Annotated in this window: 14 protein-coding genes; 8 read left to right on the top strand and 6 right to left on the bottom strand. The window is 70.5% G+C overall.

Annotation, left to right across the window (positions count from 1 at the left end):
• Positions 1–181 precede the first annotated feature (181 nt).
• The 4 genes from rplJ to ACFV8H_RS12425 all read left to right on the top strand — a co-directional run bounded on the left by rplJ (position 182) and on the right by ACFV8H_RS12425 (position 9388).
• Complete coding sequence (rplJ, locus tag ACFV8H_RS12440) at positions 182–745, top strand: 50S ribosomal protein L10 (protein ID WP_350503606.1); 564 nt, start codon at positions 182–184, stop codon at positions 743–745.
• A gap of 87 nt (positions 746–832) precedes the next feature.
• Positions 833–1216, top strand: a complete 384-nt coding sequence (gene rplL, locus ACFV8H_RS12435) for a 50S ribosomal protein L7/L12 (RefSeq protein ID WP_375881995.1) — start codon at positions 833–835, stop codon at positions 1214–1216.
• 685 nt (positions 1217–1901) lie between these two features.
• Positions 1902–5378 carry a DNA-directed RNA polymerase subunit beta gene (gene rpoB / locus ACFV8H_RS12430; RefSeq protein ID WP_375881997.1) on the top strand — a complete coding sequence of 1159 codons (3477 nt, stop codon included), beginning with the start codon at positions 1902–1904 and terminating at the stop codon, positions 5376–5378.
• A gap of 116 nt (positions 5379–5494) precedes the next feature.
• Positions 5495–9388: a DNA-directed RNA polymerase subunit beta' gene (locus tag ACFV8H_RS12425; RefSeq protein ID WP_375882000.1), complete on the top strand. Its 3894-nt coding sequence runs from the start codon at positions 5495–5497 to the stop codon at positions 9386–9388.
• A 118-nt stretch (positions 9389–9506) separates the two neighbouring features.
• Here ACFV8H_RS12425 and ACFV8H_RS12420 read toward each other — a convergent pair whose 3' ends face one another.
• The 6 genes from ACFV8H_RS12420 to ACFV8H_RS12395 all read right to left on the bottom strand — a co-directional run bounded on the left by ACFV8H_RS12420 (position 9507) and on the right by ACFV8H_RS12395 (position 16369).
• Positions 9507–10784, bottom strand: a complete 1278-nt coding sequence (locus ACFV8H_RS12420; RefSeq protein WP_380398944.1) for a M48 family metalloprotease — start codon at positions 10782–10784, stop codon at positions 9507–9509.
• Between the two features lie 127 nt (positions 10785–10911).
• On the bottom strand, positions 10912–11427 hold the full coding sequence (locus ACFV8H_RS12415; RefSeq protein WP_380398942.1) for a Pycsar system effector family protein: 516 nt from the start codon (positions 11425–11427) through the stop codon (positions 10912–10914).
• Positions 11428–11444: 17 nt separating this feature from the next.
• Entirely contained in the window at positions 11445–12395 is a 951-nt protein-coding gene (locus tag ACFV8H_RS12410; protein WP_380398940.1) for a hypothetical protein, read from the bottom strand.
• Positions 12396–12444: 49 nt separating this feature from the next.
• Positions 12445–14727: a hypothetical protein gene (locus ACFV8H_RS12405; protein WP_380398938.1), complete on the bottom strand. Its 2283-nt coding sequence runs from the start codon at positions 14725–14727 to the stop codon at positions 12445–12447.
• Positions 14724–15539 (bottom strand): hypothetical protein, encoded by an 816-nt coding sequence (locus tag ACFV8H_RS12400; RefSeq protein WP_380398936.1) that lies wholly within the window; start codon positions 15537–15539, stop codon positions 14724–14726. Before ACFV8H_RS12400 ends, ACFV8H_RS12405 begins: the two co-directional genes overlap by 4 nt.
• A 110-nt stretch (positions 15540–15649) precedes the next feature.
• Positions 15650–16369 carry a Crp/Fnr family transcriptional regulator gene (locus tag ACFV8H_RS12395; RefSeq protein ID WP_380398934.1) on the bottom strand — a complete coding sequence of 240 codons (720 nt, stop codon included), beginning with the start codon at positions 16367–16369 and terminating at the stop codon, positions 15650–15652.
• A gap of 233 nt (positions 16370–16602) precedes the next feature.
• Here ACFV8H_RS12395 and ACFV8H_RS12390 point away from each other — a divergent pair, with 233 nt between their 5' ends.
• The 4 genes from ACFV8H_RS12390 (at position 16603) to ACFV8H_RS12375 (ending at position 20035) form a co-directional block, all read left to right on the top strand.
• On the top strand, positions 16603–17277 hold the full coding sequence (locus tag ACFV8H_RS12390) for a DUF4097 family beta strand repeat-containing protein (protein ID WP_380398932.1): 675 nt from the start codon (positions 16603–16605) through the stop codon (positions 17275–17277).
• Between the two features lie 160 nt (positions 17278–17437).
• Positions 17438–18625: a sensor histidine kinase gene (locus ACFV8H_RS12385; RefSeq protein ID WP_380398930.1), complete on the top strand. Its 1188-nt coding sequence runs from the start codon at positions 17438–17440 to the stop codon at positions 18623–18625.
• Positions 18622–19302, top strand: a complete 681-nt coding sequence (locus tag ACFV8H_RS12380; RefSeq protein ID WP_380398928.1) for a response regulator — start codon at positions 18622–18624, stop codon at positions 19300–19302. The genes ACFV8H_RS12385 and ACFV8H_RS12380 overlap by 4 nt, the downstream gene beginning before the upstream one ends.
• A 121-nt stretch (positions 19303–19423) precedes the next feature.
• The gene (locus tag ACFV8H_RS12375; RefSeq protein WP_380398926.1) at positions 19424–20035 is read left to right on the top strand and encodes a hypothetical protein; all 612 of its coding nucleotides are present in this window, start codon (positions 19424–19426) and stop codon (positions 20033–20035) included.
• Positions 20036–20057: the final 22 nt, after the last annotated feature.

The raw sequence follows: 20057 nt of genomic DNA, 5'->3' as shown, positions 1-20057 counted from the left end.
ACTTCCGGGTCCCGCGTTCGCGCTGGTGCCCGTCGAGGTCGCTACGAGCCCCGTGCGCCTGCGCACCGGGGCTCATTGCATTTTCTGCAAGGGCTTTCCTTCCGTCCGGCCGGTTCGAGGTGTGAATGGTCGACTTTCGCGGTCGGCCGGACTTCGACATCACGGAAGGAGGCGTAAGCCTATGGCCAGGCCCGACAAGGCTGCCGCCGTCGCCGAGATCACGGACAAGTTCCGTGGCTCCTCCGCGGCGCTGCTGACCGAGTACCGCGGTCTCTCGGTGAAGCAGGTCAAGACCCTGCGTCGCTCGCTCGGCGACAACGCCGAGTACGCCGTGGTGAAGAACACGCTGACCAAGATCGCGGCCAATGAGGCCGGGATCTCCGAGCTCGACGACCTGTTCAACGGTCCGACGGCTGTTGCCTTCGTCACCGGTGACCCGGTGGAGTCGGCGAAGGCTCTGCGTGACTTCGCCAAGGAGAACCCCGCTCTCATCATCAAGGGCGGTGTCCTTGACGGTAAGGCGCTGTCCGCCGATGAGATCAAGAAGCTCGCGGACCTCGAGTCCCGCGAGGTGCTGCTCGCCAAGCTGGCGGGTGCCCTGAAGGCCAAGCAGTCCCAGGCTGCCGCGCTCTTCCAGGCCCTGCCGTCGAAGCTCGTCCGCACTGTGGACGCGCTGCGCGACAAGGTCGAGCAGGGCGGTGCCGGTACGCCGGCTCCCGCCGCCGAGGACGCCGCCGCCGAGTAATCGGCAGGCTCACGCCTCGCTGCGGGCCCGTGCCCGCCCAACCCGTACATCCGGCACCACCTGCCGATTTAGTGGAAGGACGCCATCATGGCGAAGCTGTCCCAGGACGAGCTGCTCGCGCAGTTCGAGGAGCTCACCCTCATCGAGCTCGCCGCCTTCGTGAAGGCCTTCGAGGACAAGTTCGACGTCACCGCCGCCGCTCCGGTCGCCGTTGCCGGCATCGCCGGCCCGGGTGCCGTGGCCGAGGCCGTTGAGGAGCAGGACGAGTTCGACGTCATCCTCGACGGCGCCGGTGACAAGAAGATCCAGGTCATCAAGGAGGTGCGCACCCTGACCTCCCTCGGCCTGAAGGAGGCCAAGGACCTCGTTGACACCGCTGGTGCCAAGGTCCTGGAGAAGGTTGCCAAGGACGTTGCCGAGAAGGCCAAGGCCGCCCTCGAGGGTGCCGGCGCCAAGGTCACCGTCAAGTGACTTCTCGCCCCCTCTGAGGGGGCCTGAGGCCGGGCCGATCACCCTTGCGGGTGGTCGGCCCGGCCTTTTGTGTTTCCGGGCCCGCCCGCCCTCCCCGCCGCCCGCGGCCGGCCGACCACCGGTGTGGCCGATCGCGCACTCGGTACTGTCGGCGACGAGGAGTATGGTGATCACCGTCATCGACGGTGGCCCCGACCACGGCTTCTGTAACGCCGGAGGGGTTCGGACCGATGAACGGGTCGAGGCCCGCCCCGCCGGCGGGCCCTTGACGAACCTGGCGAGGCGCGCGATTCTCAAGGCGCGAGTCCGCCCGGTTGGTTCGCCGCTGGATGCATAACCAGCGGCTCGGGCGGGAAATGACTCCACGTGAGTTAGAGCAGTACCCGGTGGGCGCCCGCGCCCCCGGCTACCGGGAGGAGTCTCCGATTCGGTTTCCGAATCAGAGCTGGACAGCAGTGTGGCCTTTGGCTACACTGTCCCTTTGCGCTGCCTGTTAGCTGCTCCGTGACTCGTCGCCCGGAGTTTGCGTTGCCCTGAAGGGGTCTGGCACCGCCTCCGCAAAGCGGCTCTGACCTGGGGTTTCGACCCCGGCGGAGGCCAGCTGCGAGGGAGACGGAATCCAGGCTCAAGCAGGCCCGGCTGGTACGCGCGTAGTGAGCTCCGAGCCCTCGGAAGGACCCCCCTCTTGGCCGCGCCGCGCAACGCCTCGAACAATTCCGCCGCATCCACCGCCCCGCTCCGCGTCTCGTTCGCGAAGATCAAGGAGCCCCTCGAGGTCCCGAACCTCCTGGCCCTGCAGACCGAGAGCTTTGACTGGCTGCTCGGCAACGCGGCCTGGAAGTCCCGGGTCGAGCAGGCGTTGGAGTCTGGTCAGGACGTCCCCACCAAGTCCGGTCTGGAGGAGATCTTCGAGGAGATCTCGCCGATCGAGGACTTCAGCGGGTCGATGTCCCTGACCTTCCGCGACCACCGTTTCGAGCCGCCGAAGAACTCCATTGACGAGTGCAAGGACCGCGACTTCACGTACGCGGCCCCGCTCTTCGTCACGGCCGAGTTCACCAACAACGAGACCGGTGAGATCAAGTCTCAGACGGTCTTCATGGGCGATTTCCCGCTCATGACCCACAAGGGCACGTTCGTGATCAACGGCACCGAGCGTGTCGTCGTGTCGCAGCTCGTCCGCTCCCCGGGCGTGTACTTCGACTCCACCCTGGACAAGGTGTCCGACAAGGACATCTACTCCTGCAAGGTCATCCCCTCGCGTGGTGCCTGGCTCGAGATGGAGATCGACAAGCGCGACATGGTCGGCGTCCGCATCGACCGCAAGCGCAAGCAGTCCGTCACCGTGCTGCTCAAGGCTCTCGGCTGGACCAACGAGATGATTCTCGAGGAGTTCGGCGAGTACGAGTCGATGCGCAACACCCTGGAGAAGGACCACACCCAGGGCCAGGACGACGCGCTGCTGGACATCTACCGCAAGCTGCGTCCGGGCGAGCCGCCGACGCGCGAGGCCGCGCAGACGCTTCTGGAGAACCTGTACTTCAACCCGAAGCGCTACGACCTGGCCAAGGTCGGCCGGTACAAGCTGAACCGGAAGCTGGGCAACGCCGAGTCGCTGGACTCCGGTGTGCTCACCGAGCCCGACATCATCGGTGCGATCAAGTACCTGGTGAAGCTGCACGCGGGCGAGACCGAGTGGCGTGACGAGACCGGCCGCGACATCGTGGTCGAGGTCGACGACATCGACCACTTCGGCAACCGCCGCCTGCGCAACGTCGGCGAGCTCATCCAGAACCAGGTCCGTACGGGTCTCGCCCGTATGGAGCGCGTCGTGCGCGAGCGCATGACCACCCAGGACGTCGAGGCGATCACGCCGCAGACCCTGATCAACATCCGGCCGGTCGTCGCCTCCATCAAGGAGTTCTTCGGCACCAGCCAGCTGTCGCAGTTCATGGACCAGACGAACCCGCTGTCGGGCCTGACCCACAAGCGTCGTCTGTCCGCCCTCGGTCCCGGTGGTCTCTCCCGTGAGCGCGCCGGCTTCGAGGTCCGTGACGTGCACCCCTCGCACTACGGCCGCATGTGTCCGATCGAGACCCCGGAAGGCCCGAACATCGGTCTGATCGGGTCGCTGGCCTCGTACGGCCGGGTCAACGCCTTCGGCTTCATCGAGACCCCGTACCGCAAGGTCGTCGACGGTGTCGTCACCGAGAAGGTGGACTACCTCACCGCCGACGAGGAGGACCGCTACGTCATCGCCCAGGCGAACGCCCCGCTGACCGCGGACCTGCACTTCGCCGAGCCCCGTGTCCTGGTCCGTCGCCGCGGCGGCGAGATCGACTACATCCCGGGCTCCGAGATCGACTACATGGACGTCTCGCCGCGCCAGATGGTGTCGGTCGCGACCGCCATGATCCCGTTCCTCGAGCACGACGACGCCAACCGCGCGCTCATGGGCTCGAACATGATGCGCCAGGCGGTGCCGCTGCTGAAGAGCGAGGCCCCGCTGGTCGGCACCGGCATGGAGTACCGCTGCGCCGTCGACGCCGCCGACGTCATCACCGCCGAGAAGTCCGGCGTGGTGCAGGAGGTCTCGGCCGACTACGTCACCGTGGCGAACGACGACGGCACGTACACCACGTACCGCGCCGCCAAGTTCACCCGCTCCAACCAGGGCACCGCCTTCAACCAGAAGGTGCTCGTGGACGAGGGCGCCCGGGTCGAGGTCAACCAGGTGCTGGCCGACGGCCCGTGCACCGACGAGGGCGAGATGGCCCTCGGCAAGAACCTGCTCGTGGCGTTCATGTCGTGGGAGGGTCACAACTACGAGGACGCGATCATCCTGTCGCAGCGCCTCGTGCAGGACGACGTCCTCTCCTCGATCCACATCGAGGAGCACGAGGTCGACGCCCGTGACACCAAGCTCGGCCCCGAGGAGATCACCCGGGACATCCCGAACGTCTCCGAGGAGGTCCTCGCGGACCTGGACGAGCGCGGGATCATCCGGATCGGCGCCGACGTCGTCACCGGTGACATCCTCGTCGGCAAGGTCACCCCGAAGGGTGAGACCGAGCTGACCCCCGAGGAGCGCCTGCTCCGCGCGATCTTCGGCGAGAAGGCCCGTGAGGTCCGCGACACCTCGCTCAAGGTCCCGCACGGTGAGTCCGGCAAGGTCATCGGCGTCCGCGTCTTCGACCGCGAAGAGGGCGACGAGCTGCCCCCGGGCGTCAACCAGCTGGTCCGCGTCTACGTGGCCCAGAAGCGCAAGATCACCAACGGTGACAAGCTCGCCGGCCGTCACGGCAACAAGGGTGTCATCTCCAAGATCCTTCCGGTCGAGGACATGCCCTTCCTCGAGGACGGCACCCCGGTCGACATCATCCTCAACCCGCTGGGTGTCCCGTCCCGAATGAACCCGGGACAGGTCCTGGAGATCCACCTCGGGTGGCTCGCCAAGCAGGGCTGGGACGTCTCCGGCCTCGCCGACGAGTGGGCCCAGCGCCTCCAGGCGATCGGCGCCGACCAGGTCAGCGGTGGCACCAACCTCGCCACCCCGGTCTTCGACGGTGCCCGCGAGGACGAGATCACCGGCCTGCTGGACAACACCACCCTCACCCGTGACGGTGAGCGCCTGGTGAACTCCACCGGCAAGGCCCGCCTGTTCGACGGCCGCTCCGGCGAGCCGTTCCCGATGCCGGTCTCGGTCGGCTACATGTACATCCTCAAGCTGCACCACCTGGTCGACGACAAGCTGCACGCCCGTTCGACCGGTCCGTACTCGATGATCACCCAGCAGCCGCTCGGTGGTAAGGCGCAGTTCGGTGGTCAGCGCTTCGGTGAGATGGAGGTGTGGGCCCTCGAGGCGTACGGCGCCGCGTACGCCCTGCAGGAGCTGCTCACCATCAAGTCCGACGACGTGCTCGGCCGCGTGAAGGTCTACGAGGCCATCGTCAAGGGCGAGAACATCCCCGAGCCCGGCATTCCCGAGTCCTTCAAGGTTCTCATCAAGGAAATGCAGTCGCTCTGCCTCAACGTGGAGGTGCTGTCCTCGGACGGCCAGTCCATCGAGATGCGGGACTCCGACGAGGACGTCTTCCGCGCCGCCGAAGAGCTCGGCATCGACCTGTCCCGGCGCGAGCCGAGCAGCGTCGAAGAGGTCTGACGGAGGTCGGGCCGGCTCGCGCTTCTGAATCAAGCAGAGCGCGCAGCCGGCCCGCCCCCAGGCCCCCCTCAGACCACAGACAAACTCTCGAATCACGAAAGAGGGCTTGACGACCAGTGCTTGACGTCAACTTCTTCGACGAGCTCCGCATCGGCCTGGCCACCGCCGACGACATCCGCCAGTGGTCGCACGGCGAGGTCAAGAAGCCGGAGACCATCAACTACCGCACCCTGAAGCCCGAAAAGGACGGCCTCTTCTGCGAGAAGATCTTCGGCCCGACCCGGGACTGGGAGTGCTACTGCGGTAAGTACAAGCGCGTCCGCTTCAAGGGCATCATCTGTGAGCGCTGCGGCGTCGAGGTGACCCGCGCCAAGGTGCGCCGCGAGCGGATGGGCCACATCGAGCTGGCCGCCCCGGTCACCCACATCTGGTACTTCAAGGGCGTGCCGTCCCGCCTCGGCTACCTGCTCGACCTGGCGCCGAAGGACCTCGAGAAGGTCATCTACTTCGCCGCCTACATGATCACCTGGGTCGACGACGAGCGCCGCCAGCGCGACCTGCCGTCCCTGGAGGCGCACGTCTCGGTCGAGCGCCAGCAGATCGAGAACCGCCGCGACTCCGACCTCGAAGGCCGCGCCAAGAAGGCCGAGTCCGACCTCGCCGAGCTGGAGGCCGAGGGCGCCAAGGCCGACGTGCGCCGCAAGGTGCGCGAGGGCGCCGAGCGCGAGATGAAGCAGCTGCGCGACCGCGCGCAGCGCGAGCTCGACCGCCTCGACGAGGTGTGGGCCCGCTTCAAGAACCTCAAGGTCCAGGACCTGGAGGGCGACGAGCTGCTCTACCGCGAGCTGCGCGACCGCTTCGGCACCTACTTCTCCGGCTCGATGGGCGCCGCGGCCCTCAAGGACCGCCTGGAGACCTTCGACCTGGCGGAGGAGGCCGAGCGCCTCCGCGAGATCATCCGCACCGGCAAGGGCCAGAAGAAGACCCGTGCGCTCAAGCGCCTCAAGGTCGTCTCCGCGTTCCTGCAGACCAGCAACAAGCCCAACGGCATGGTGCTGGACTGCGTCCCGGTCATCCCGCCGGACCTGCGTCCGATGGTGCAGCTGGACGGTGGCCGCTTCGCGACCTCCGACCTGAACGACCTGTACCGCCGCGTGATCAACCGCAACAACCGCCTGAAGCGCCTGCTCGACCTCGGTGCCCCCGAGATCATCGTGAACAACGAGAAGCGCATGCTCCAGGAGGCCGTCGACGCGCTGTTCGACAACGGCCGCCGCGGCCGTCCGGTCACCGGCCCGGGCAACCGCCCGCTCAAGTCCCTGAGCGACATGCTCAAGGGCAAGCAGGGTCGTTTCCGTCAGAACCTGCTCGGCAAGCGAGTCGACTACTCGGCCCGTTCGGTCATCGTCGTCGGCCCGCAGCTCAAGCTGCACCAGTGCGGTCTGCCGAAGGCCATGGCGCTGGAGCTCTTCAAGCCGTTCGTGATGAAGCGCCTGGTCGACCTGAACCACGCGCAGAACATCAAGTCGGCCAAGCGCATGGTCGAGCGCGCCCGCCCGGTCGTGTGGGACGTGCTCGAAGAGGTCATCGCCGAGCACCCCGTCCTGCTGAACCGTGCGCCCACCCTGCACCGCCTCGGCATCCAGGCCTTCGAGCCGCAGCTGGTCGAGGGCAAGGCCATCCAGATCCACCCGCTCGTCTGCACCGCGTTCAACGCGGACTTCGACGGTGACCAGATGGCCGTCCACCTGCCGCTCTCCGCGGAGGCGCAGGCCGAGGCCCGCATCCTGATGCTGTCCTCGAACAACATCCTCAAGCCGGCCGACGGTCGCCCCGTCACCATGCCGACCCAGGACATGGTGCTCGGCCTGTTCTTCCTGACCTCGGACCGCGACAACGTGAAGGGCGCCGGCCGCACCTTCTCGTCGACCGCCGAGGCGATCATGGCCTTCGACGCCCGCGAGCTGGACGTCCAGGCCCCGATCGAGCTGCGCCTGGCCGCCGGCACCGTCCCGCCCCGTGGCTGGACCCCGCCGGTGGACGAGGAGGGCCAGTCGACCTGGTTCGACGGCGAGCCCTTCCGCCTCAGCACCACCCTGGGCCGCGCGCTCTTCAACGAGCTGCTGCCCGAGGACTACCCGTTCGTCGACTACGAGGTGGGCAAGAAGCAGCTCTCCGCGATCGTCAACGACCTGGCGGAGCGCTACCCCAAGGTCGTCGTCGCGGCGACCCTGGACAACCTCAAGGCGTCCGGTTTCCACTGGTCGACCCGCTCGGGCGTCACCGTCTCGATCTCCGACGTCGTCGTCCCGCCGAACAAGCCCCAGATCCTCGAGGGCTACGAGGCGAAGGCGGAGAAGGTCCAGCGTCAGTACGAGCGCGGCCTGATCACCAACGACGAGCGCAAGCAGGAGCTCATCGGCATCTGGACCCAGGCGACCAACGAGGTCGCCGAGGCCATGAACGAGAACTTCCCGAAGACGAACCCCATCTTCATGATGGTCGACTCGGGTGCTCGTGGAAACATGATGCAGATGCGCCAGATCGCCGGTATGCGTGGTCTGGTGTCCAACGCCAAGAACGAGACCATCCCGCGACCCATCAAGGCGTCGTTCCGTGAGGGTCTCACCGTGCTGGAGTACTTCATCTCCACCCACGGTGCCCGTAAGGGTCTGGCGGACACCGCCCTCCGTACCGCCGACTCCGGCTACCTCACCCGTCGTCTGGTCGACGTCTCCCAGGACGTCATCATTCGCGAGGAGGACTGCGGCACCGAGCGCGGCCTCAAGCTGTCGATCGGCTCCGTGGGCGCCGACGGCGTGCTGCGCAAGGCCGACGACGTCGAGACCAGCGTGTACGCCCGCATGCTCGCCGAGGACATCACCGTCGACGGCAAGCTGCTCGCCACCGCCAACACCGACCTCGGTGACGTGCTGATGGACGAGCTGATCCGCCACGGCGTGTCCGAGGTCAAGGTCCGCTCGATCCTCACCTGTGAGTCGGCCGTCGGCACCTGTGCCTTCTGCTACGGCCGTTCGCTGGCCACCGGCAAGCTGGTCGACATCGGTGAGGCGGTCGGCATCATCGCCGCCCAGTCCATCGGTGAGCCCGGCACCCAGCTGACCATGCGTACCTTCCACACCGGTGGTGTGGCCGGTGACGACATCACCCAGGGTCTGCCGCGTGTCGTCGAGCTCTTCGAGGCCCGCACCCCCAAGGGTGTGGCCCCGATCTCCGAGGCCACCGGCCGCGCGCGGATCGAGGACACCGAGAAGACCCGCAAGATCGTCATCACGCCGGACGACGGCACCGACGAGATCGCCTACCCGGTCTCGAAGCGTGTCAAGCTGCTGGTCAGCGAGGGCGAGGCGGTCGAGGTCGGCCAGAAGCTGACCATGGGTGCCACCAACCCGCACGACGTCCTGCGCATCATGGGCCAGCGCGCCGTCCAGATCCACCTGGTCGCCGAAGTCCAGAAGGTCTACAACTCGCAGGGCGTGTCGATCCACGACAAGCACATCGAGATCATCATCCGGCAGATGCTCCGCCGCGTGACGATCATCGAGTCGGGCGACGCCGAGCTGCTCCCGGGCGAGCTCGTCGAGCGCGGCCGCTTCGAGACCGAGAACCGTCGCGTGGTCTCCGAGGGCGGTCACCCCGCCTCCGGCCGTCCGCAGCTGATGGGTATCACCAAGGCCTCGCTGGCCACCGAGTCCTGGCTGTCGGCCGCCTCCTTCCAGGAGACGACCCGGGTCCTCACCGACGCGGCGATCCACGCCAAGTCGGACCCGCTGCTGGGCCTCAAGGAGAACGTCATCCTCGGTAAGCTCATCCCGGCCGGTACGGGTCTGCCCCGCTACCGCAACATCCGGGTCGAGCCGACCGAGGAGGCCAAGGCCGCCATGTACTCGGCCGTCGGCTACGACGACTACGACCTGTCGCCCTTCGGCGCCGGCTCCGGCCAGGCGGTTCCGCTGGACGACTACGACTACGGCCCGTACACCGGCTGAGTCGAGCGTCACTGATCGCAGGGCGGTCACCCCTCACGGGGTGGCCGCCCTGCGGCGTTTCCGGCCCGCGCTCCCGGCCGGTGCTTCCGGCCGGTGTTCTCGGCGGGTGTTCCGGGCGCTACCGGGCCGGGGTGGCCGCGGCCGCGCGCCAGTCCTCCAGCCGGCGGATCCGGGTGTGGGTGTCCGGGTGGCTGGACAGCAGCCGTTGGCCCAGGCCCGGGCGGACGGCCCGGCCCCCGTTCTCCCGCGCGGCGGCCGCCAGGGCCTCCTCCTCGTCCCGCAGGAAGCCGTGGAAGACCTCGATCATGGCGTCGGCGAAACCGAGTTCGGCGGCCTGGACGTCCGCCCTCAGCTCGGAGCGGCGGCCGACCGCGGCCAGCAGGTACGGCGTGACCAGGACCAGCAGCAGCGGCGGGAAGGAGAGCGCCACGGCCACCACCAGGACCACCGAGACCAGCCCGACCACCAGGGCGCCGAGCAGCGAGAACACCGAGGCGATCCGGAACGCCACGACCGCCGCGATCCGGAAGACCGCCCAGGCGATCCGGGCCGGCATCGAGTACCAGTAGCCGAGCAGGGTCGCCCAGGCGTGGCCGCCGCGGTGGTGGCCGAGCTCGTGGGCGAGCACGGCGGCCAGCTGGGCGTCGGGGAGGGTCTCCAGCGCGTACCGGGTGACCCCGACGATGTGGCCGGCGGCCGCGGTGGCGTTGACGGCCTTGTGGTCCTCGATCCACAGGTCGTACGTCTCCGGGTTCACCCCCGCCTTGGCGGTCACCTGGTGCCAGATCGGCTCCAGCCTGGTCAGCTCGGAGTGCAGCGCCGGACGCATCCGGAACAGGTAGCGGGCGAGCACCTTCTCGGTCGGGCGGTGGAACACCAGCGCGCCGGAGGCGATCCAGAGGCCGATCAGCACCAGGTTGAGCGGCTCGGGGAGGAACAGCGAGACCAGCGTGACGACCAGCAGGCTGCACAGGAAGTGCGGCAGCTGGAGCAGCAGTTGGCCGACCGCGGTGGCGTCGGCGCCGCGCTGGCGGGCGGCCAGGTGGACCCGGCCGGTGTGCGGGTCGATGTCGACGGTGGGGTCGAGGACCGGCGGCCGGGGCGGGGCGGGCGGCGGGGCGAAGCCCTGGGCGGGGATGCGCGGGGGGTGCTGGGGGTGCTGGGGCTGCTGCTGGGGCTGGGGCGGGGGAGCGTACTGCGGCGGGGCGGGGGGCTGCGAGGCCGGCGCGGGGTACGGGGGCGGCGGCGGGGGAGCGGCGGTCGGGTACGCGGGCGGCTGCGCCGTCGGGTACTGCGGGGCGGCCGTGGGGTACTGCGGCGGGACGGTCGGGTACTGCGGCGGGGCGGCCGTCGGGTACGGCGGCGGTGTGGCGTCCGGGTAGGTCGGTTCGGTCATGGCGGGGTCCTCGGGGACGGGACGCGCGCACGGCGGCGTCCGTACGGTGACGGGTTGGGCAGGACGGTGCTTCGCGGTTCTGAGCGGTTCTGAGCGGTTCTGAGCGGTTCTGGGCGGGGCAGGCCGGTCAGCCCAGGAACAGGGCGGTGACCAGCGGGAACAGGCCGGCACCGAAGGCGAGGATGCCGACCCGGACCCAGGAGTGCTTCCGCGCGGCGATCAGGCTGTTCTCCGTGAGCGCGGCCCGGACGGCCTCCGCGGCCAGCCGCTCGGTGTCGGCCAGGGCATCGGTGAGCAGCCCCCGTTCGGCGGCCAGCCGGATGTCCCCGAAGTAGCCGAGCGGGCGGCCCGGGCGCCAGGTGCTGCGTCGGAAGCGGGGCAGCACCGCGAGCAGCAGCGAGACCAGGGAGACGGCGATGCCCAGGCCGCCGAGGGCCAGCAACGCCTTCGCCGCGCCGGAGAGCTGCTGCGGCGCCCAGCCGGTGCTGGTGAGCAGGCCGCCGAGGACTCCGACGATCACGCCGAGGGCGGCCACCAGGACGGCCGCCTTGCTGTCCGCGCGGGCGATCTCGGTGCGCAGCTCGGCGAGCAGGGCGGTACCCGGCGGCGGGGGCACCGGGGCGGTACCGGCGGGGGCGGACACGGCGGGACTCCTCGGGTTCACTGCGGCAACGGCGGGTTCGGGCCCTTGTCGAGCCGGGGCGTGCCCGGGCCCGCGGGCCGGTGGCGCAGGATCGCTTCGAGCGCGGCCTTCGCCTCCTGGCGCGGGCCCTCCAGCTCGAACTCCTCCAGGCCGTTCTGGTCGAGCAGCCGCTGGATCACCTGGAGCTGGCCCTGGACCAGCTCCTGCTGCTCGTCCTTCAAGTACGTGAGGGCCGCTTTCAGGTCCTCGGGGTGAGCGGCCACCTGGAGGGCCCAGGCGGTCACCCCGCCCTGCTCCAGGTGGTACTGGTAGAACGTCGCCTTCGCGGCGAGGATCTCGTTGGACTCCTGGACCTGCCGGAGGGCATGCGGGTGGGCCTGGGTGTCGAAGTGGTAGCCGCGCAGCCGCTCCTTCTGCTCGCGGGCGGCCTGGTCGATGTCCAACTGGACGGTGCAGCGCACCCGCAGGCCCTCGGCCTCGGCGACCGGGAAGCCGTCCAGCTCCTCCTGGACGGCGGACTCGGCCTCGCCGCTCCGGTCGGTGGAGAGGTGGCGGGTGACCGCCCGCATCCGCTGCCGGATCCGCGGGACCAGCAGCGCGGGGACGTCGCGGATCCGGCTCGCCACGACCAGCTCCGCGGCCGACACCTGCCAGTCGATCTCCACCACGGCCTCGAAGGCCCCGACGTCGTCCCGGCCGGGCAGCCGCTCCTCGGCCCGCAGGTGGTGCAGGCCGAGGTCGACCTCGTACGCGGCCTGGTAGTTGCGGCCCACCAGGTCGCTGAACCCCGGGCGGTGCGGGGGAAGGTAGACCTGGTGCTCCCCGGAGGGGGTGGTCAGGACGAGGGCGGAGTCGGCCCGGGCGGCCGGGCGCTTGGGCAGGCCGAGCGCGCGGCCCAGCGGGTGGACCGTCAGGACCGGGTCGGTCAGGTCTCCGGTGGGGAGGTCGGGGCGGTGTCGTGCCGACATGCGCGGGTGCTCCAGGATCGGGACGGATCGGTTTGCGGCGGACGGGTCGTCAGTCGCTGGACGTGGGCGACGGTCGCCGACTGTCGTGAACGGTGCGAATGAGGTGATCAAGCCGTTCTCGATCTCTGGCGGTGACGGCCAGATCGGCGAAGAGCTCGGTGAGTTCGGCTTCGGTCTCCGGTTGTTCGACGGAGACGAGCAGCCAGTCGCGCATGACGCTCAAGGCCGAGTTCCCGTAGCCACGGTCCGCGAGAGCGCTGCGCCACATCGCGACCAGCAGGGCGCGGACACACGGCGGTTGTTCCGGTGCCGGTAGGGCGGTGATCGTGATCGGGCCGTTGGGATCGGGACGCGGGCTCTGGGTGTACCAGGCCAGCATCAGAGGCCGGCTGGTGGCGACGGCAGTGTCCTCGGTGCGTTGGGCCGCGGCGAGAAAGGTGGTCAGGGCGAGATGCCGCAATTGGGCGGATTCGGAGACCCACCTGACCATGGCGCCCAGCACCTGCGGGCCTTCGGCGGACAGGAGCAGGAGCTCGGCGGCCTCCACCAGGCCAAGTGCCTGGTAGCGGTCGGGATGCTCGTCGTCGCCGGTGTCGTCGCCGGGACCGACCGCGCCGAGGGGACCGTCGAACTCGTCCTCAGTGAGTCGCCCGGCAGCCATGGCGATGGCTTCCAGGGCTTGGCCTGGCAGCAGGTGACCGAGCAGGGCGTAACCGCGGATGGCGGTCCAGCGGCGGCGGTCGTTGTCGTCCTCGCACCAGTCCCGCAGGATGCGGGGGACGGCAGCCGTGCCGGCGTAGTAGGCGAGAACGAGGCTGTTGGCTGCTTGGAGGCAGAGCCGGAAGTCCTTCGACTCGGACCAGGGACCGAGTAGCCGGCTCATCGCTGACGTCAGGTCGACGGATGCGAGCAGAGCCACCGTGGATGCCACCCGGGTGCGGACCAGGGCACGGGCGTCGGTGGCCAGGGCGTGGAGCCAGGCCAGGATTGCAGGTCGGGCGGAGGGGTGGCTGGTCCATGTCTCGCGAAGCAGGGTGTGAGACGTGCGGGGATCGCTGAAGGACGCCATGCGTTGCGGAACCGGGCCCCAGGGGGTTTGCTCGTTCTCCTCGGTCAATTCGGCCCGGGCCAGAGCCAGGCGGCCCTCGATCGAGTTCCCGAAGGGAGGAATTCCCTCCTTCTGGTAGGGGGTGGCGATCGTTTCCAATCGTCGGAAGAGCTGGTCGGAGAGCTCTGCGGTGAGGGCGTACGGAGCATGATCGAAGACGGCGAGTGACAGCAGGAAGGCCTTCTCCCGAAGGGGAATCTCAGCGTCGCCGAACCAGCGCCCTACCTGCTCCTGGACGACCCCTCGGCCGAAATCCGTGAGAGCCGGGTGCTCGGCCTCTTGGGGCGAGCACCCGGACAGCGGAACAGCGAACTCGGCCAGCTCCCGAATCGGTCGGGTTCTGGCGAGGAAACCCTCGACCGGGTCCAGGGCGAGCAGTCTGTCCACGTGCGCGGCCGATTGCTCGGAGAGCAGCACGTTCAGATGAGCGGTGAGTACGTCGCGTGGCGGGGGTGGCTGCCAGTCGACGACTGGTAGGTCGCGAAAGGTGCTGGAGCGAACGGCAGTGATGACCAGGTAGCCGTCCTGTTTGCCGAGCGATTCACGGAGCCGGTCTAGGTCGGGCCGGCGGAGAGGGCGGGCACGAGAGGTCATGTAGTCCGCGAGCAGGTAGCCGTCGGCTCGTTCGACCCCGGTGAGCATCGCGGCGGGCGAGATATCGGGATCGAGGTTGCGGATTCGGCGGGCACCCAGCCGGTACAGCAGCATCAGTCCAGCCGATCGGCGGCCGCTGTCGGCGTGCCCGGTGAGAATCAGCACCCGGTGCTCTCGCAGGACGTCGAGGGCCTGGTCGAAGACCGGTCCGTCCTGGAAGACCTTCGCCAGAGCGGTGAGTTCGATAGCGGGGATCTCACCGGAACTGTGCAGGGGAGTGCCGAAGGCCGAACCCAGCTGGTAGTCGATCTGGTAAATCGTGGTCTTGTGGCCGGTGACGACGTCGCCGTGAACTTCGCCGCCGGAGACTGTGTGCTGGTCGCCGCCGACCAGGTCGCGGCCGAAGCGAGGGCTGCCGCCGGCGAAGAGGTAGCCCTGGCTGGCGAATGACTCAGGAACGTGCTCCAGCAGTTCCTGAGCGGCCTCCCAGGCGTTCTGGGGATGCTCGGGCGGGGCTTCCTGCGGCTCGGTGGCTTCCTCCACTGCCTCGTTCGGCTTCTGGTCGGCGCCGGGTTGCTGAGGTGCAGCCGGCGTCTGTGCCGTGGCCTCCGGCTCGGCGGTGGTGGTCATCGGTCGCCGCCGACGGTGTTGCCGGTGTTGACGTCGCCGTGGACCTGGCCGCCGGAGACGACGTGCTGGTCGCCGCCGATCAGGTTGCCGCCGAAGGTGGGGGTGCCGCCGAGGAACTGGAAGGTGGCGGCGCCCTGGGCGGCCGCCGGTGCCGGTGCCGGGGGCGGGGCCGCTGCCAGGGCCCGGGTGATGGTCGGGGCGCTCGCCGGGGCGGGTTCCGGGGCGTCGGGGGCGGGTGCGCCGTGCAGCCAGGCCGGGAAGTCGCCCTCCTTGCCCTGGACGGTGACCGGGTGGAACGCCTCCGGCGCCAGGCCGCCGTGGCCGTGCCGGACGATGCCCTGGTAGAGCGCGTCGGACACGGCGAGGGCGCAGGGCCCCTCGCGGTGCCGGAGGGCCTCCCGGAGCGGGGTCGAGTCGAGCAGCCGGAAGGCCTGGTTGAGGTCCCAGCCGACGGCGCCGCCGAGGGCCCCGCCGAGTTCCTGGACGGCGACCTCGCCGGAGGCGAGCACGATCCGCAGCCGTACCCGGGCGCCGGCGGCCGCGAGGCGGTTGTTGGCGTGCAGCAGGGTGGGGGTCTCGTTGATCAGCGCGTGCAGCAGCCGGGCCTTGGGGACGGTGGCGCTGATCAGGGCCATCACCGAGTCGCCACGGTCCTCCAGGCGCTGTTCGGCGGGTTCGACCCCGGCGCTGCGCAGCGTCTCGTGCAGGACGGAGTAGAGCATGCGGCGCATGAAGGCCTGCTCGACGTCGTCCCGCCGGCCGAACTGTTCGATGTCCAGCAGCAGGATGGTGTGGTTCACCGGATCGGTCATGGTCGCCTCTCGATTCGTCGTCGGCCTCAGCCTGCCCGTGCCGGGCAGGTCGGCGTGAGCGCCGTTGAGGTACTCGCTCTGTGACGGTGTGCACAGAACTGCTGTGCGGATCAGCGGAGTTGGCCGGGCCTCCGGAGCAGGTCGGGGCGCGCGACGACCAGGGAGCGGCGGCTGGTGACGACGATGCCGCGGTCCCGCAGGGACTTGAGCAGGCGGGCGACGGCCTCGCGGGAGGCGCCGACGGAGCCGGCGAGTTCCTGTTGGCTGAGCGGGACGGAGACGACGATGCCCTCGGCGGTGCGGCGGCCGTGGGTGCGGGCGAGTTCCAGCAGGAGGTCGGCGAGGCGTTCGCTGACGCTGAGCGAGGCGAACTTGAGCCGGTGCTGGTCGGCGGCGCGCAGCCGGTCGGTGGAGAGTGCCAGGAGCTGCATCGCGGCGGCGGGGGTGTTCTGCAGGTAGGTGGTGAAGGCGGCCCGGTCGACGGCGGTGGCCGAGACCTGCTCCAGCGCGGTGACGGTGGCGGCCCGGGGCCGGCCGCTGAGGGCGGCCGACTCGCCGACGATGTCGCCCGGTCCGCGCAGGGCGAGCAGGGCCTCGTAGCCGTTCTCGGCGAGGGCGGTCACCTTGAGCCAGCCGTGCAGGACCAGCAGGACGTGGTCGGAGGGTTCGCCCTCGCGCAGTGCCGTGGAGCGGGCGGGGTAGTCGAGCCGGTGGCCGAGGGCGAGCAGGGCGGTGCGGTCGGCGTGGTCGAGCCGGGCCAGGAAGGGCACGCGGTCGTCCAGGCCGTGCCCGGTCGCGGGACCCGGTCCGCCGGGCGGGGTGTTGGCCATTGCCTGATCAGCCCTCGTCGTCAGTGCCTGGGCGTGGTGCGGCTCCGGGAGGTTGAGCGCGGGCAAACAAGCTACCGGCGAAGTGGCGGCCGCGCCGGTGAATCCGTGAATTGCCCGCCATCCCCCGCACGGGGGAGGGGCGGGAACCGCTCCGGGGAGGGAGGTGCCGAGGGGGCCGGTCGCGGGAGGGTTCTCGGTGTCGGGACGGCGGGGCTTTGCGAAGGGGGCCGGACATGAAGCGGGTGCTGGGCGCGGTGGCGATCACGGCGGCGGTGGTGCTGGGGATGCAGGGGTGCCTGCCGTTCCTGGAGTCGGACGAGCACCGGACGGTGACGTACGGGGTGGCCGAGCCGGTCGGGGAGCTGGTGGTCGAGGGAGAGAACGGCGGGGTCGTGGTGACCGGCACCGGTGACTCGGTGCACGTCGTCGAGAAGCAGAGCTACCGGGGGTCCGCGCCGAAGAGCACCCACGAGGTGAAGGACGGCGTGCTGCGGCTGGGGTACTCCTGCGACTCCTGCGGGGTCGGGTACGAGGTGCAGGTGCCGGCCGGCACCAAGGTGCGGATCAAGGAGGAGAACGGCGGGGTGCGGCTGACGGGGCTGTCCGCCGAGGTGGAGGCCGCAGTGGAGAACGGCGGGGTCGAGGCCACCGGGCTGACCTCCCCGACGGCGCGCCTGAGCGCGACCAACGGCGGCGTGCGGGCCGACTTCGCGGCGGCGCCGACGGCGCTGGAGGCCCGGGTCGGCAACGGCGGGGTGCGGCTGCGGGTGCCGTCCGGGGAGGCGTACGTGGTGGACGCGCAGGCGCGGTCGGGCGGGGCGGACGTCGGCGTCCCCTCGCGGCCGGGTGCGGCGCACAGCATCACGGCGCGGGCGGAGACCGGCGGTGTGACGGTCAGCGGTGTCTGACCGGGCGGTGTCCGACCGGGCGGTGTCCGGCCCGGCGGCTCCCGACCGGGCGGTGGTGTCCGACCCGGCGGGACCCGGTCGGGCGGTGCCGGTGGTTCTGCCGGTAGGGCATGATCTTCTCCGCGGGGACGGGGTCCCCGGGTACGGGGGAGGTACGACGGTGGAGCGCGCGGCGCGTTGGCGGAGCCGGACGGCCGGGCTGAGCCCGTACGTGCTGGACACCTTCCTGGCGGTCTGCTCGGCGGCGGTGTCGGTCTGGTCGGTCTACAACGACGACACCGACTGGCCCTGGTGGGTGTACCCGCTGGCGGTGTCCACCGCGCTGTTCCTGCCCTGGCGGCGCAAGGTCTCGCTGCTGGGCCTGATCGCGGGCGCCGTGCCCTCGCTGGCGCTGTCGGTGGTGGCGCACTCGGCGAACCCGCAGGTACCGCTGTACGCGGTGATCGGGATGTACACCATCGCGGAGCGCTTCCCCGACCGGCAGCGCTGGCCGGTGCTGGCGGTCGTGGTGGTCGCCAATGTGATCGGCACCCATTCGCCGAACGGCGCGCTGTTCAGCGTGCTGACCTCGGGCGGTTCCTTCGTCTTCGGCGCCCTGGTGCGCACCCAGCGGGAGCTGGCCCGGATGCAGGCCGAGCGGGCGCGGGAGGCGGGGGTGCGGGCGGCCAGCGAGGCGGCCCGGGCGGTCGCCGAGGAGCGGGCCCGGATCGCCCGGGAGATGCACGACATCCTGGCGCACGCGGTGTCGTTGATGGTCATCCAGGCCGAGGCCGGGCCGCTGGTGGTGCGTGACAACCCGGACCGGGCGATCCGCGCCTTCGACACCATCGCCGACGCGGGCCGCGACGCGATGGTGCAACTGCGGCGGGTGCTCGGCGTGTTGAAGGACCCGGAGGCGGAGCGGGAGCTGGCGCCGCAGCCCCGGCTGGCCGAACTCGCCGACGTGGCCGAGCGGGTGCGCGGGACGGGCCTGCGGGTGGACCTCGAACTCGCGGACGGGCTGGGCGGGTTGCCCGCCGACGTGGAGGCGGCCGCGTACCGGATCGTGCAGGAGGCGCTGACCAACACGGTCAAGCACTCCGGGGCGGACCGGGTGGCGATCCGGGTGGGGCGGGTCGACGGGGTGCTGGAGGTGGTGGTCTCCGACAACGGTCGCGGGATGCCGCCGGCCGCCGACCGTACGGTGGCCGGCTGGTCCGGCGGGCGCGGGCTGGTCGGCATCCGCGAGCGGGCCGCGGCCTGCGGCGGCCGGGCCGAGGCCGGTCCGGGGCCGGAGGGCAGGGGTTTCCTGGTGAGTGTCCGGCTGCCGCTGGGGCCGACGGGCGTGGTGGAGAGGGTGGGCGGATGACGCCGATACGGGTGGTGGTCGCGGACGACCAGGAGCTGGTGCGGGCCGGGTTCGGGATGATCCTGGACGCCCAGCCGGACATCGAGGTGGTCGCCGAGGCCTGCGACGGCGCCGAGGCGGTCGAGGCGGTGCGCGCGCACAACCCGGACGTGCTGCTGCTGGACGTCCGGATGCCGGTGATGGACGGCCTGGAGGCGGCCCGCCGGGTGTGCGAGGAGTTCCCGGCCACCAAGGTGATCATGCTGACCACCTTCGACATCGACGACTACGTCTTCGACGCGCTGTACGCGGGCGCAAGCGGCTTCCTGTTGAAGGACGTCCGCCGGGACGACCTGGCGCACGGGGTGCGGATGGTGGCCTCGGGCGAGGCGCTGCTCGCGCCCTCGGTGACCAAGCGGCTGATCGGCGAGTTCGCGGCCCGCCGCCCGGGCGGCCGGGAGCGGGCGGTGCGGCCGCCGTCCAAGCTGCTGGAGCAGCTGACCCTGCGCGAGCAGGAGACGCTGCGGCTGATCGCGCGCGGGCTGTCCAACGCGGAGATCGCGGCCGAGCTGGTGGTCAGCGAGCACACCGTGAAGACCCACGTCAGCAATGTGCTGAGCAAGCTCGGGCTGCGCGACCGGGTGCACGCGGTGGTGTTCGCGTACGAGGCCGGGGCGGTGGTGGCGGGGGAGTCCTGAGCGGACTCCCCCTTGCGGGGGAGGGGCCGGTTTCGCCGGTACGGGCGATCCGCGACGAGGGGGTCGGCCGGGAGGCTTTGCGGTGTCGGAACGGACCACGGACACCGCAGGAGAACGTCAGATGAACGCCATCCGGAACACCCGCCTCACCGCCTACACCGCCGTCGGCGCCCCCGCCCTGATGGCCCTGTACGGCGGCATCCGCCTGGTGCCCGGCTCCCGCGAGCCGGGCCTCGGCTGGACGCTCGGCCACACCGCGATGTTCGCCGGGCTGCTGCTGTTCGCCCCGGTCTTCCTCGCGCTGCGCCGACTGCTCGCCCCGCGCGGCACCACCGCCGGGCGGCTGGCCGCGAACGCCGCACTGGGGACGGCGTTCGCGGGCCTGGCGGCCTCGCTGGCGCAGATCGGGATCGACCTGTGCGTCGGCCTGGCCGCGGCGGACAAGGCCGAGCAGTCGCGGCTGTTCGACCGGGTGCAGTCCGTCCCCGGGGTGCTCCCCGCCGTCTACCAGGTCGGCCCGCTGCTGTTCTACGTCGGCCTGCTGGCCCTGCTGGTCGCCGCCTCGGTCGGCGCGGCCCGGACGCTGCGCTGGTGGAGCCCGGTGCTGATGCTGGTCGGCACCGTCGCCTCGGCGGCCGACCTGGCCTTCATCCCGCTGGCCGCCGCCTGCTACCTGGTGGCGCTGTCCCCGCTGGTGCGGACCGGTACCGCTCCCGCCCTGGCGCTGGCCTGACCGTCCGGTGGCAGGTCGGCTC

This window comes from Kitasatospora sp. NPDC059827 (assembly GCF_042731675.1).
Taxonomy (GTDB): Bacteria; Actinomycetota; Actinomycetes; order Streptomycetales; family Streptomycetaceae; genus Kitasatospora.
This window is presented reverse-complemented; position numbering and strand designations above follow the sequence as displayed.

Coding starts and splice junctions, on each gene's coding strand:
- rplL (WP_375881995.1), top strand. CDS start 833: ATGGCGAAGCTGTCCCAGGACGAGCTGCTCGCGCAGTTCGAGGAGCTC.
- ACFV8H_RS12380 (WP_380398928.1), top strand. CDS start 18,622: ATGACGCCGATACGGGTGGTGGTCGCGGACGACCAGGAGCTGGTGCGG.
- ACFV8H_RS12410 (WP_380398940.1), bottom strand. CDS start 12,395: ATGTCGGCACGACACCGCCCCGACCTCCCCACCGGAGACCTGACCGAC.
- ACFV8H_RS12395 (WP_380398934.1), bottom strand. CDS start 16,369: ATGGCCAACACCCCGCCCGGCGGACCGGGTCCCGCGACCGGGCACGGC.
- ACFV8H_RS12420 (WP_380398944.1), bottom strand. CDS start 10,784: ATGACCGAACCGACCTACCCGGACGCCACACCGCCGCCGTACCCGACG.
- ACFV8H_RS12400 (WP_380398936.1), bottom strand. CDS start 15,539: ATGACCGATCCGGTGAACCACACCATCCTGCTGCTGGACATCGAACAG.
- rplJ (WP_350503606.1), top strand. CDS start 182: ATGGCCAGGCCCGACAAGGCTGCCGCCGTCGCCGAGATCACGGACAAG.
- ACFV8H_RS12405 (WP_380398938.1), bottom strand. CDS start 14,727: ATGACCACCACCGCCGAGCCGGAGGCCACGGCACAGACGCCGGCTGCA.
- ACFV8H_RS12375 (WP_380398926.1), top strand. CDS start 19,424: ATGAACGCCATCCGGAACACCCGCCTCACCGCCTACACCGCCGTCGGC.
- ACFV8H_RS12390 (WP_380398932.1), top strand. CDS start 16,603: ATGAAGCGGGTGCTGGGCGCGGTGGCGATCACGGCGGCGGTGGTGCTG.